We start from the raw sequence: 13,436 nt of genomic DNA, 5'->3' as shown, positions 1-13,436 counted from the left end.
GTGTTTGCTTATATTTTTAATCATTAAGACGATCAATAAAACTCATTGATAAATTTTCTACTAAATCTTATTTTAAATAAAAGTAAATATTAATTTTCTTAAATAAAGCTAAACATAACAATATAATTTTAAGTTATTAGGTTATAAAATTTTTTTAAATTTTATTTTTAAGGATTGCAACATGAAAATGCTATTTTTAGCCCCTATCTTAGCATGTAGTCTTGCTTTTAGTGCCGATGTCATCGCAAAAGATGCCAATATAACGTTAGATGGTAAAAATATTGGAAAGATCGAAGTTTTAACGCCAGTTGAGGTTATAGAAAAAGGTGAAAAGACGAGCAAGATAAAGGTTAATGGTGTGGTTTCAACGAACTATTTAGCCCAGCTTCAAAGAAGTATAGAAGATCCGGAAGTTTTTATCGCTTTTAATGATGAAAGTGAGGCAAATTTTAAGAAAGTAAAAGATATTGAAGATGAGTATGGTGAAGTATGGTACCAAGCAGAGGGCGTTTACGAAGTGCCAAATGACGCACTTGGTGGCGATACAAAAAAGCTTTACGTAAAAGCACAACAAATTTACGAAGAGACCTGCTCTGCGTGTCATAGACTTCACGAGCCAAATAGCTTTACAGCGGCTCAGTGGCCAGCAAATTTAGCTGGAATGGTCGATGCAAAATTTGTGGCGCTAGATGAAACTGACCTAAATTTAGTGCTCAAATACTTACAACACAATGCCAAAAAAGTAAAATAAATTTTTCATAAGGGAGAAAATATGAAAAGACGAGATTTTATAAAATTTTCTGCACTTGCAGCTACTGCGGCACAAGCAAATAGGATCGAAGGTGTGACAAAAACCATTTTTGACCAAAACAAAACCTTTGGCGCAAATAGATTTGGGCTATTTTGGGCAAATACCAACTCAAATCAAATCGTCTCCGTTGATCCATTTGAGGGCGATAAATTTCCAAATACAATGAATAATAGCTTGCCAGATCTCATCCAAAATGAAAGTCGCGTACTCTATCCGTACGTAAGAAAAAGCTACTTAAAGGCAAAAGGCGTAGCAAAAAGCGAGCTCCGCGGCAAGGAAGAATTTGTACGTGTTAGCTGGGATACAGCACTTGATCTTGCTGCAAAAGCCTTAAAAGAAAATTTTGACAAATATGGTCCAGAAAGTATTTACGGCGAGTGCTACTGGTGGGGCGGTAGTGGTAAGATCAGCTGGGGTAGGACTGTTGGTCACAGGATGCTTAAGGTTTTGGGTGGATATGTTGAAGAGAGCGGCGACTACTCAACAGGTGCTGGTCTTGTTATCATGCCTCACGTTCTTGGAAATAGTGCGGTTTATGACGCTCCTACAAAATGGGAAGCTATGGTTAAAAATGCTAAGAACATCGTATTTTGGGGTACTGATCCACTTGTAACTGGTCAAATTTCATGGCAGCCACCAACACATGATGGTTATCTTGGCATTAAAAAGATAAAAGATGCTGGCATAAAAACTTATAGCGTTTGCGTCTTTAAAAACGACACCACAAGATACCTTGACTCTGAAACTATCATCGTTCGTCCAAATACTGACGTAGCAATGATGCTTGGTATGTGCCACTATCTTTATGAAAACAATCTTTATGACGAGGAATTTATAAAAAAATACACAGTTGGTTTTAATAAATTTAAAGACTACTTGCTTGGTGCAACCGACAAAGTGGTAAAAGATGTAAACTGGGCTAGTAAAATTTGTGGTGTAAAAGCTGAAGATATAGCAAAATTTGCTACTGCACTTGCAAAAGAGCCAAGCACTATTGTCGCTGGTAGATCACTTCAAAGACAAGACCATGGCGAAATGAGCTTTTGGGGTATCGTAACTCTTAGTGCGATGCTTGGCCACATTGGCAAAGAGGGCCTTGGATTTGAGTTTAACCTCTACTACGGAAACGGCAGCACTGACAAGATAGCACCTGCCCTAAAAGGTATCAGTACTAGGATAAGTGAGAAATATGAAAATGTAGATGGTGCTCCGTGGAAGAAATTTAAAAACGTAACCATCCCATCTTCAAGATCAATCGAAGCCTTGCAAAATCCTGGCAAAGAGATAGATTATGATGGCTCTAGGATCAAACTTCCACATATGAGAGTAGCTTATATGGCTTCTGGTTCGATGTTTACAAGACACCAGGATGTAAACAATACAGTTAAAGCATGGCGTAAATTTGATACTGTTATCACAGCTGAGCCATTTTGGACAAGCACAGCTAAACTAAGCGACATCGTCTTACCAGTGGCACTTGAGGTAGAGAGAAACGACATCAACCAAAGTGTCCCATCAAGCGAATACATCGTGGCATACAAACCAGTAGTTGAGCCAATGGGAGAAAGCAGAAGTGACTATTGGATCTGCTCACAAATTTGCAAACGCTGGGGCAGAGAAGAGGTCTTTACCGAAGGTAAAGATGAGCTTGGATGGGCGAAAGAATTTTACGCAGATGCGGTGGAACAAGCCAAAGCACTAGATCTTAAAATGCCAAGCTTTGATGAGTTTTGGAAAGAGGGCTATGTCAAATTTGACAAAGACAATGAAGAGACAAAATACTACACAAGACTTAGTGCATTTAGAGAAAATCCACACAAAAATCGCCTTGGCACGCCATCAGGCAAGATAGAAATTTACTCTCCAACTATTGCTAAATTTGGCTACAAAGACTTTGCTCCACACTTTGCTTGGATAGAGCCGTTTGAGTGGCTTGGTAGTGAAAAAGCTAAAAAATATCCATTTAGCATCACAACCCCACACTCAAGATACCGCTTGCACTCTCAGCTAAATAACTCAATAATTAGAAACTACGCTGAAGTTTGTGCTAGAGAGCCGATGTTAATAAACACAAACGACGCTAAGAAAAAAGGCATCGCAACTGGTGATGTAGTGAGAGTCTTTAACGATAGGGGTGAAATTTTAGTAGGAGCGCTTGTTACTGACATTATCCCAGAACACGTCATCGCCATCTGCGAGGGCGCATGGTATGATCCTGAAGTGCTAGGCGAAAAGAGCCTTTGTAAGCATGGCTGCATCAATGTCCTAACACGCGACAAAGGCACATCTAGCATCGCTCAAAGCAACTGCGGACATACGATACTAGCGGATCTTGAAAAATATAAAGGCGAGATCAAACCAATAACTGCTTTTTCTAAACCAAAAATTTTACAATCTTTGTAGAATTTATATAAATTTAGCCCTCGCTTGGGGGCTAAATTATTTTTAGGTCATTTATATCTTCAAATTTGATCCTAGTTTTTACAACCATAAGAGTTTTATTTTTGAAATTTACGTCAGATATTAGTCCGCTAGCACTTGCATAGGTATAGCCGTCATGATAGCTCACATATACTTCATCAGCTGGTCTTAGCTTGCTTATCTTTTTTAAAATTTCATCGACTTTACTTTCATCAAGATCTAGTTTTTCGCATTTTTCTCGCTCTTTTTGTCGTAAGGCTCGCTCTAAGGTTGAGAGAGGATTAAACGAGCTAAAAATTTTCGCTCTATCTTTATTCGCCACTTTTGTGCCCTCCGATCTTTTTATTTCGATCTTGCCCAGTGGCTTCTGGTAGTAGATCGATCGCTCTTAAAACCGAGTTTTTACCAAATTTTTCTTTTATGAGATTTAGGGATTTTAAAACTGCCTTTTCTTTAGTATCATCCTCAAAAAGAGTAGAGTGGGCTAGGTTCTCTTTTACTACGTCGTTTGCACTGATGCTAATTTGCCTAATTAGCCCAACATTTTTTATCTTATTTAAGAGCAACTCTTCGGCTGAACTCATCAGCATGCTTGAAACATTTGTTGGTGTCTTAAACCGAACGCTTGCACGTTGTAGTGGCTCGAGTTTGTCGGCAAATTTTATATTTATCGTTATTCCACTCGCCATTACTTCTTTGTTGATCATCCTAAGTGCTAGTCTATCAGCCATTTCTTTTAGTACGACTACCGCCTCACAACGTTCGTAGTCTCTTGGTAAAATTTCAGAGCTAAAGTAGGATTTTGTGCTTGGTTTATATGCTTTTATGTCAGCTATTGTCGTTGGCTCTATGCCATTTGCGTGGTCTATCGTTATATAGGCATCAACTCCAAAAAAATTCTCAAGCAAGCTTCGCGGAGCATTTGCTATATCTTTCATACAAAAAATTCCATGTTTTTCCAGCTTTAGCCTAGTTTGCTTACCGATACGCCAAAAGTCGTCTAGCGGTTGATGCGTCCAAAGACGTTCTTTATAAAGCTGCTCGTCTAAAAATGCAATCCCATCATCACTGTGCTTAGCTAGGATATCAAGGGCGATTTTTGCAAGGTATAAATTTGTGCCCATGCCACAGGTGGCCGTCACGCCAGTAGTTTTTAAAATTTCATCCATTATCTTTTTGGCTATGGATTTTGCATCGGTATTATAAAATTTAACATAAGAAGTAAGATCAATAAAGGCCTCATCGATAGAATAGACATAGATATCATCTTTTGAGACATATTTTAGGTATATCTCATAAATTTTAGCCGCATAGTCGATGTAAAACTGCATTCTAGGCGGTGCGATGATAAATTTTATAACCTTTGGTATCTCAAAAAGTCTGCATCTATTTTTCACACCTTTGGCTCTAAGAGCCGGGCTAACGGCTAGGCAAACACTTCCATTGCCACGACTATCGTCAGCCACGACTAGATCGGCTTTAAACGGATCAAGTCCTCGCTCTACGCACTCAACTGAGGCGTAAAATGACTTTAGATCAATGACGGCATAAAATTTTTGTGCTTCGTTTTTCATGGAGTGATTATAGATGAAAATTAGTAAAAGTTCGTTTTTGAAAAATCGATCTTAAAGCTAAAATTTCTAATAAAAATTTTTTAGAAACAAAATAAGTAAAATGAATAAATTTTACTAGTGGAGTTAGGGTAAATGAAATGCATAAAGAAGTTAATATAACTAACTGGCCCTTCTATTGAAAAAAAGTAGACAATCAGGTGTTTATATTGGTTTAACAGATAGAAGTGGTGTAAATTCTAGCAAAGTAAAAATAAAAATGGCGAGTCTATGCTTGGGGGCTTTTGCTATACCAACATTTGATAACAGCGATGAAGATGCTAAAATAGATGGTAGAGTTAGAAACTATGGACTTGGTATTTTTTCAAGACTAAATTTGCCACGTGATTTTTATATCGATCTCATGGCAAAAGCTGGTAGGAGCCAGATTAAGGTTGATGCAAAAGGCATAGATTATAAAATCTCAATGCCATACTACAATGCTAGCTTTGGTGTCGGCAAAAAGATAAAATTTGATAGCTTTATACTTGATAGTGGGCTAAACTACGCACTCTCTTATGTTAGTAGCGATGAGGCAGATATCGGACAAAGCACATTAAAATTTAGCAGCGTTACATCAAGTAGAGCTAAATTTTACTCAAAAATAGCAGTAATCCAAGAAGACGAGGAAATAAGCCTAACTTAAAAAGGCACAAGCTCAGAAGTTGAGGTCGGTATAAGATATATACCAACTTATGCAACACTCATAAATTTTGGCATAACACAATCTTTTGGCAAAAAAGATCAAAGCAGCGCAAAACTTCAGTTTGCTTATAGATTCTAAAAATTTAGTGGCTTTTAAGCCACTAAATTTACTTATTTTATGGATTGTAAATTTATATATTTATTTGGAAGTAGTATATAAGTATAACCAGAAGTAATACAATTATATTTTTTATAAAAGAATACGTTATAATCGTACTTTCATTATACTAAAAAGGAAGTATTAAAAAATGAAAGAAGAAGTAAGTAGTAATATAATAATACCAGAGCCATCTTTTGGAAGTAATTTGACTAATGTTATTTTAGATTTGGAAAAGCTAAGGACCAAAAGGCTTGGTGGTGATGTACCTCCATATATATTTTTTCAGCTTAAAAATATTTTTCAAATTTTAGAAACTTTAGGATCAGCTAGAATCGAAGGAAATAATACAACATTATCTGAATATGTTGAGAAGATTATAGATAAAAATTTTACAGATGAAAGTGATGATGAGATAAAAAGCTTAGAAAATGCCATAGCTTTTATAGAAGATAACACAGATGAAGAAACCATATTTGATCGTGCCTATATTTCAGAAATCCATAAAATTATTACAAAAGGCTTAACACCGCCACCAAAAGGTGAAGGATCTAACTATCCTGGAGAATTAAGGCGACATGACGTAAGTATAAAAAAATCAGGACATATCCCACCAAAGCACTTTATATTGCCAGATTATTTTAATAAGTTTATAGAATTTATCAACGAAAAACATAAGGAGCAGTACCAGCTTTTAATGGTTGCTATTGCACATCATAGGTTTGAGTTTATTCATCCGTTTGACAATGGAAATGGCAGAATGGGAAGACTTTTAAATTATGCTTTTTTAATTAAGCTCGGATTTAAAGTTAAGCAAGGTAGACTTATAAATCCATCTTCTGTTTTTTACGCAAATAGAGATCAGTATTACGATATGTTGTCGTGCGCTGATACTTTAGAGCCTAGAGATTTGTTAGCTTGGTGCGAATATTTTTTAATAGGATTAAAAAATGAGATTGAAAAAATAGACCACCTTTTAAAAAAAGAATATGTACAAAAAATTATACTTCTACCAATGCTCAAAATAGCACTAGATAGAGAACATATAACAAAACAAGAATTTGATATATTGACGTATATTGTTAAAAAAGATGATATGTGTATGAAAGCCGAAGAACTTGATAAATTTGGTATACGAAAATCAAAAGAAAAATCAAACATTATGACAAAACTGAAAGATAAAAAAATGGTTAGATCCATAACTGATGGTGGAAGAATTTACACTATCTATTTTGTAAATAATTATCTTTTGCGTAGCATTATGCATGTATTAAAAGATAGTGGTTTTGTCTCTGATTTTTTAAATAATAATATTTAAGGGCTTTTAAAGCCCTACCCAGCCAGTGTTAATCAGAGTATAAATTTTTGATTAAATAAAAAGCCAAAAAGGCATTGTTTAAGATCAGGCATTATCCCTAAAAAAATATTACTTATACTTTTTTCCACCAGAGTGACAGTTTTTACCGCTACCGCAACCGCAGTCTTTTTGTTTAAATTCTTTCGCATACACGAAATATCCCGCACCAATCGCTATCACGATTAAAATCGCCGCTTCGTACCAAGCCATATTTTTCCTTTTAAAGACGTTTCGCCGCGTCAAATTTAAACATTTCGCGGCGAGTTTGCTAATTTATTTTGAAATATCTTTTGACTCTACGATGACCTCGTGGCCTTCGCCCGCGAACATCCTAGCCTTGTATTCACCTTGCGGTTTTTTAAACGTATACATACTGTCTTTATCGAATTTGCCCTCGATAACGACTTTACCATCTTGAAGCACTTTAAACTCTACGCCGCTAGCGCTGCTGCCGTCGCTAAATCCGGCCTCGCAAGTAACGGTATCGTCGCCGTTATCTATGCAGCTCATAAGTGCCGTATGCGCAAACGCAGGCAAGCTCACAAGAGCCACTAAAACAGATGAAAATAAAATTTTCTTCATTTTTTCTCCTTTGATAAAGTTAAATTTACTTTTTGACGCCGCCGTTCCAGTTTTGGTGTTTTTGCGGCATAAATCCTAAAACGATCACGAAAAACAAAAGTATAAAATAATACGTCCCCATCGCCGCCAGCCCACTAAGCTCATAAGCCTTTGCCAGCGTGAAAAACGCCGAAGCTACAACAAGAGCCAGCGTAAAAGGGAAAAATATCCCAAACGCCATCCACGCGTAGCTGTTCGTCTGCATTTTTACTACGATCATCGTAGCGATACAAGGCGGCGTAAGCAGCATGAAAACGATGATTGAGGCCGCATGAAGCGGAGTATAGCCGCTACTTTGCCTCATTGCTTCTTCAGGCCTCATCTCTTCGCCGCTACTTGCTTCGGTGGCTTTACCGCTTTCGTATATACTACCAAGCGTCGCCACTGCAGACTCCCTGGCGGCAAACGAGCTTAAAAACGCTACGTTTATCCTCCAGTCAAACCCTGCAAATTTAGACACGGGCTCAAGCGCGCGCCCAGCCATACCAAGAAGCGAGCTTTCTATCTTGTCGTTTTTTTGCTCTCTTAGGATCGTCTTTCTTTGCGTCGATAGCTTTCTAAGTGCTGAATTTATCGCTTTTGCATCTTGATCGGATTTTGGCATTATAAATTTGTAAAACTCTGGGTTCTCGGCCTCATATTTTTCGTCTACGCCTTTGCCTCCGCCCATCTTTTTAGCTTTGTATCCGTCGTAAAAATTTAGCAGCCGCGCGACCTTTTCTCTGCTATCTACGCTCGCATAGTAGCTTGATTTTTTCGCGGCCATGTCGAAATTTGCCAAAGCTTTGGCTTCCTCGCTTACATAATGTTCCTGTTTTTCGCTTGAAAGTCCCGGAAACTGTAAAAGCGCAAAGAGTATCACGGCTACGGCGATGACTATCGTACAAACCTTTTTGATATACAGCCACACACGCTCGCACGCTCTTATCACGACACCCTTAAACGTCGGCAGGTGATAAGGCGGTAGCTCCATCACGAAGGGCGCGGTTTCTCTTGTCTTTAAAATCGTCGAAGTTAAAAATTTAGCTATCAAAAGCGCCGATAGCATCGTAACGGTCGAGATATAAAACATCATCACGCTCATTTGCGAAGTATCTATGCTTTTGCTCCCGTCCGCCACCACGGTCGTAGTCGTATAAAATGCGCCCAAAAGCAGCGTATAAAAAGGCACCTTAGCTAGGCAGTTCATCAAAGGAACGGTGAGGATGGTAGCCATCCTAGCTCTATCGTCGGCGATACCCTTAGTAGACATGACGCCCGGCACCGCACAGCCTCCTACAAATGCCCCGCCGAGCACCAGCGGCAAGGTGCTTTGCCCGTGTAGGCCGAATTTTTTAAAAATTTTATCTAGGATAAACGCCATTCTTGGCATATATCCGACATCCTCTAAAATCGCGATCATCGCAAAAAGTATAAAAAATATCGGCAAGTAGTTTAAAAGCGCGACGGCGGAATTTACGAGCCATATGGCGGCGTCAGTTATGAGCGGCACTTTAGCGATATTAGGCTCGGGCGCGATATCGGAGACGAAATTTTTGATCGCGGCAAGTAAAGGCCAAGTGTAGTTCGTGAGCTTATAACCAAAAACTATGCTACTCTCGTAAATCACAAAAATAATGGCAAAAAGGATCGGAAAACTAAGCCAGCGATTTAGGATTATTTTATCTATCTTGTCTGTTAGCGTGGCTTGATTTTTCTTGGTCTCTTTTACACACTCGCTAAAGACTATGCTAGCGTTTTCGTATCTAAGTGCAGCCAAATATCCCTCAATACTTTTGCTGGTTTTTTCGTTAAATTTAGCCCTTTGCTCCACCGTCAAATTTTCTATCTCGGCGTTAGAGTTTTTTAGCAAATTTAAGGCTGTAGCGTCGTTTTCAAGGGCTTTTACGCAAAGCCATCTCGTACTCACGCCTTTATCTAAAGATACGCTATTTTGTAGCTCTAAAACAAAAGGCTCCAACTCTTCGTAATTTACCTTAAATTCTTCGTAGTTTTGTTTTAGATTTTTAGCGTTTCTTAAAACGTCTAAAATTTCAGCCTTGCCCTCGCCTTTTGACGCGCTAGCGCAGATTACGGGACATTTTAAAATTTTAGCTATTTTGCCAGAGTCTATGATTATGCCGCGTCTTTTAGCTACGTCTAGCATATTTAAGACGATGACGACGGGAACACCGATTTTAAGCAGTTGAAAGGTTAGGTATAAATTTCGCTTTAAATTTGAAGCGTCGATGATGTTTAAAATAACGTCAGGCTTTTCGTTTACGATAAATTCTTTTGCAACTTTTTCTTCAAGCGAATACGAACTAAACGAATAAGTACCCGGCAGATCGACCATCTCGACGTCCACGTCTGCGATGCTAAAAAATCCCGATTTTTTATCAACGGTAACGCCCGGGTAGTTTGCGATATGCTGGCGTATGCCGCTTATCATATTAAATACGGTGGATTTGCCGCAGTTTGGCTGCCCTGCAAGAGCTACTTTTATTTGCAAACTTCGACCTCCACTAACGCCGCCTCGCTTTTTCTAAGCGAAATAAGACAGCCTTGAATTTTAAGCTCTATGGGATCAAGAAGCGGAGCGAGTCTTACCGCCTCGACGACGGCTCCGTTTATAAAGCCCATATCAAGTAGCTTTAAAAGCAATTTACCGTCTGCTTTTAGCCCCTTTATCTCGTATAAATTTCCGATCTTTGCATCGCTAAGATTCATCTAAAATCCTTAAAATTTGACCGCCCGAGCGTTCAAGCGGCCAAATCGAAATTTATTTTACTTCAAACGTAAAAGAGGCGATTGCCGTCTCTTCGTCACACTTTTTAGCGTCTGCATAAGGGAATTTATGTACTACTTTTAGTACCCATTTTCCAGGCCTAAGTGCTAAAACCTCGGTTTCTCCTTTTAGATCAGTTGTTGCATGAAACGCACTTTTGTCTTTCAAAAATCCATCAAACGTGCCGTCAATGGTAGCGACTTTTAAAGGTTTTCCTTCAAACAACACCTTTACTTTAAACGGCTCGCCGACTTTAAATTTTGCAGGATTTGCTAGAGGTACGATTTCTAGGCGTTGTCCAGTTGATTTTGTTATAAAGTCATCTCCTGCTCCAACGTTTATGACGCTTTTTGCGCTCATAGTAGCACGGCGACAAAATTTAGCATTTTTTATCGTCTCTTTAGTGCCGCCCATGTGCCATTTGCCATCGGTATCTTCCGTCCAAAACGTAGGCTTGTATTCGCCGGTAATCGCGTAGGTACCCTCTTTTAGCTTCGCGCCCTCGTAGTGATAGTTCTCTCCGCTTTGTTTTAACGTGATTTTGCCCTCTTTACCAAGGATCACGGGCGCTTCAAAGTTATTTACGCGCTCAGCATCAATCGGTTCTGATTTTGGGAAATCATGACCAAAGCCTATATCTACGCTAGCTTTTTCGCCGTTTTGTCCAAATAGCCAAAAATCATGCGCGCTTGCTACGCTAAATGCACCTAAAATAGCTAGTAGAGCTAAACTTTTTTTCATTTTTTATCCTTTTAATAAAAATTTATTAGATTTTAAAAACTATATCTTACGCCTATGCCAAAAGTTCTGCCTTTGCCGTAAGTAACAAGGGCGTTGCTAGCTCTGGCTCTAGCATGCGTAAAATACTCTTTGTCGGTTAAATTTTTGACATAAAGATATACATCAAAGCTATCTTTTAGATAACCAACTTTTGCATCTGCTGTAAAGTAACTCTTTTGAGCAAGCGTATTTTGCTCATCAAAATATGTCTTACCTATCATGTTTCCATCAAGTCTGGCATAAATTCCCATCGGAGCATAATATGAAGCACCAAGAGAAATTTTATACTCTGGGTTTTTCTCGATTCTATTGCCTTTATTATTTGAGCCGTCTTTATTGATATAGTTGCCATATTTAGTTTTAAGTAGGCTTGCGGCCAAATTTATATCAATCTCCTTGCTGGCTTTTAGAGTGCCTTCAAATTCTACGCCCATAGATGTTGATTTATCGGCATTTGATATATAGTATATGTTAGAGTTGTTAGGGTCGGTATAGAATATATGAGTACCTTTAATAGCCATATAAAATAACGCTGTAGAAAATCTAAAACTATCATATGTGCCTTTTAAGCCGATCTCATAATCATCACTTGTTTGGGCGTCAAATTTATTATCTTTTCTGCTACCACCAGTTGTATAAAAGTTAAAGCCACCTGCTAAGTAACCTTTTGAATACATCGCGTAGATATTTAGCTCGTTAGTAAGATCGTATCCAAGTGCAAATTTAGGCAAAAATGTTCTAAAAGTCTCTTTTTCATCCATTGAAAACGCTGGTGTACCAGGAGTATGTCCTAGTGGATAAGAGAAATAATCAACCTTGGTGTGCTTTTTGATCTGCTGTAACCTACCGCCTAGTGTCACGTCAAATCTGCTGGTAACTGGATAGATAACTTGACCAAATGTCGATATTGTCTGCGCACGATTTACAGACGGCCAGTCCTCTACTATCGTGTTACCATGATAGCCATATTGATCTCCGATAGGGCCAAAAACTTGCTTTTCCTTTTCAAAGTATAATCCGCCGACCCATTTAAAGCTTTGCTCATCTATGCTGCTAAATCTAAGCTCCTGCGATAAAGTATCGTTTTTAGAGTTTAAAAAAGTAACTAGCCCGTAGTGGTCGGGATGTAGATAAGTTGCCTTGCTACCAAAGTCCTCGTCGTAAAGTCCATCTTTTTTAGCTCTACGAAAAGTCGTAGCCGATGTTACATCAAATTTATCAAATTCATATTTTAGATCTATCGCACCAGATGTTGAAGTCTGCTTTACGCGAGCTGGAGTTTCTAAATTTATATGTTTAGCTTCGCTTTTTGAGATATCATAAAATCTACTCTTTGGGATAAAAAGCTCGTCAAGTGAGTCGTCCTGTCGGTGAAAAACGTCGCCACGAATTTTAACGGTAAGACGATCAGTTGGAACAATCTTTAAATTTAAGCCAAAGTTATAATTTTTCTTATCATTGGCTTTATCTCCGTTTAGATCGTTTATGATCCAGCCATCTTCTTTGGATGTGAGCCATTTAAGCCCAAAAATAGCTTATCATCGATTAGTGCACCGTTTGTTTCAAAAAGGCCCAGCATGTATTTGTTCGATCCATATTCGGTACCGATACTACCTCTCCATTCATTTTCGGGCTCTTTTAGAACGATATTAATGATACCGCCGATAGAGTCTTTACCATAAATCGCACTACTAGGACCTCGTAAAACTTCGACATGGTCAATGTTGGTTACTGGAATGTAGGCTGCATCTTTGTTGCTCTGTGCTACACCGCCTACATAGACAGTGACTGGGTTTGAGCTAGTGTATATGGATGGATTTAGCCCTCTAGTACTGATACCCTCATACATTCCGCCTACGCCGCTGATATTTGGTATAGTTTTTACCAGCTCTTCTACGTTTTTTACGCCTCGCTCCTCTAAATCAACATCACTAATTACACTGATACTTTGAGGCACGTCCTTTAAATTCTCACTGATTTTGTTTGCGGTAACCGAAACTTCACCAAGCACTATATCCTCTGCGGCTACGGCTGAATTTGTAAGAATCAATAAAGCAGCCGTTAGTCTAGATAGAGAAATTCTTTTCATATTTGCTCCCTAAACTTAAAAATTAATTGTAGAATTATAAGGAATTAGATAATCATTGTCAATACTATAATAATAAAAAATTTATATAAAAATAATACTCGGCTAATGTATAATTATCGTAAATTAGGGGATTATTTATCATATAATAAATTTATATTAAAAATACGTAATACTATAT

13 protein-coding genes are annotated in these 13,436 nt (G+C 38.2%); 4 read left to right on the top strand and 9 right to left on the bottom strand.

What is annotated here, in order from left to right; translation table 11 throughout:
• Positions 1 to 181 precede the first annotated feature (181 nt).
• Together CYP54_RS09570 and CYP54_RS09565 are read left to right on the top strand one after the other, a co-directional pair.
• Positions 182 to 751, top strand: a complete 570-nt coding sequence (locus CYP54_RS09570) for a hypothetical protein (protein WP_103605067.1) — start codon at positions 182 to 184, stop codon at positions 749 to 751.
• A 21-nt stretch (positions 752 to 772) separates the two neighbouring features.
• The gene (locus CYP54_RS09565) at positions 773 to 3,214 is read left to right on the top strand and encodes a molybdopterin-dependent oxidoreductase (protein ID WP_103605066.1); all 2,442 of its coding nucleotides are present in this window, start codon (positions 773 to 775) and stop codon (positions 3,212 to 3,214) included.
• Positions 3,215 to 3,245: 31 nt separating this feature from the next.
• On the opposite strand, the gene CYP54_RS09560 is transcribed toward CYP54_RS09565, so the two are convergent.
• Together CYP54_RS09560 and CYP54_RS09555 are read right to left on the bottom strand one after the other, a co-directional pair.
• Complete coding sequence (locus tag CYP54_RS09560; RefSeq protein ID WP_103605065.1) at positions 3,246 to 3,554, bottom strand: YolD-like family protein; 309 nt, start codon at positions 3,552 to 3,554, stop codon at positions 3,246 to 3,248.
• Positions 3,544 to 4,806 (bottom strand): Y-family DNA polymerase, encoded by a 1,263-nt coding sequence (locus tag CYP54_RS09555; RefSeq protein WP_103605064.1) that lies wholly within the window; start codon positions 4,804 to 4,806, stop codon positions 3,544 to 3,546. Before CYP54_RS09555 ends, CYP54_RS09560 begins: the two co-directional genes overlap by 11 nt.
• Positions 4,807 to 4,981: 175 nt before the next feature.
• On the opposite strand from CYP54_RS09555, the gene CYP54_RS09550 reads away from it, so the two are divergent.
• Together CYP54_RS09550 and CYP54_RS09545 are read left to right on the top strand one after the other, a co-directional pair.
• Complete coding sequence (locus CYP54_RS09550; protein ID WP_103605063.1) at positions 4,982 to 5,488, top strand: autotransporter domain-containing protein; 507 nt, start codon at positions 4,982 to 4,984, stop codon at positions 5,486 to 5,488.
• A 307-nt stretch (positions 5,489 to 5,795) separates the two neighbouring features.
• Positions 5,796 to 6,962: a Fic family protein gene (locus CYP54_RS09545; RefSeq protein ID WP_103605062.1), complete on the top strand. Its 1,167-nt coding sequence runs from the start codon at positions 5,796 to 5,798 to the stop codon at positions 6,960 to 6,962.
• 108 nt (positions 6,963 to 7,070) lie between these two features.
• On the opposite strand, the gene CYP54_RS09540 is transcribed toward CYP54_RS09545, so the two are convergent.
• The 7 genes from CYP54_RS09540 to CYP54_RS09510 all read right to left on the bottom strand — a co-directional run bounded on the left by CYP54_RS09540 (position 7,071) and on the right by CYP54_RS09510 (position 13,258).
• Entirely contained in the window at positions 7,071 to 7,211 is a 141-nt protein-coding gene (locus CYP54_RS09540; RefSeq protein ID WP_103559535.1) for a FeoB-associated Cys-rich membrane protein, read from the bottom strand.
• 63 nt (positions 7,212 to 7,274) lie between these two features.
• On the bottom strand, positions 7,275 to 7,583 hold the full coding sequence (locus CYP54_RS09535) for a hypothetical protein (RefSeq protein ID WP_103605061.1): 309 nt from the start codon (positions 7,581 to 7,583) through the stop codon (positions 7,275 to 7,277).
• Positions 7,584 to 7,608: 25 nt separating this feature from the next.
• Complete coding sequence (gene feoB, locus CYP54_RS09530; RefSeq protein WP_103605060.1) at positions 7,609 to 10,113, bottom strand: ferrous iron transport protein B; 2,505 nt, start codon at positions 10,111 to 10,113, stop codon at positions 7,609 to 7,611.
• Positions 10,104 to 10,331 (bottom strand): FeoA family protein, encoded by a 228-nt coding sequence (locus CYP54_RS09525; protein ID WP_103605059.1) that lies wholly within the window; start codon positions 10,329 to 10,331, stop codon positions 10,104 to 10,106. The genes feoB and CYP54_RS09525 overlap by 10 nt, the downstream gene beginning before the upstream one ends.
• Positions 10,332 to 10,383: 52 nt before the next feature.
• The gene (locus CYP54_RS09520) at positions 10,384 to 11,130 is read right to left on the bottom strand and encodes a DUF4198 domain-containing protein (protein WP_103605058.1); all 747 of its coding nucleotides are present in this window, start codon (positions 11,128 to 11,130) and stop codon (positions 10,384 to 10,386) included.
• Between the two features lie 32 nt (positions 11,131 to 11,162).
• Positions 11,163 to 12,461 carry a TonB-dependent receptor gene (locus tag CYP54_RS09515; protein WP_258033735.1) on the bottom strand — a complete coding sequence of 433 codons (1,299 nt, stop codon included), beginning with the start codon at positions 12,459 to 12,461 and terminating at the stop codon, positions 11,163 to 11,165.
• Positions 12,462 to 12,652: 191 nt separating this feature from the next.
• Complete coding sequence (locus CYP54_RS09510) at positions 12,653 to 13,258, bottom strand: TonB-dependent receptor plug domain-containing protein (protein WP_103605056.1); 606 nt, start codon at positions 13,256 to 13,258, stop codon at positions 12,653 to 12,655.
• Positions 13,259 to 13,436: the final 178 nt, after the last annotated feature.

Source organism: Campylobacter concisus, from assembly GCF_002914005.1.
Taxonomy (GTDB): Bacteria; Campylobacterota; Campylobacteria; order Campylobacterales; family Campylobacteraceae; genus Campylobacter_A; species Campylobacter_A concisus_N.
The sequence above is the reverse complement of the archived record's forward strand: the minus strand, read 5'-3'. Positions and strand labels throughout refer to the sequence as shown.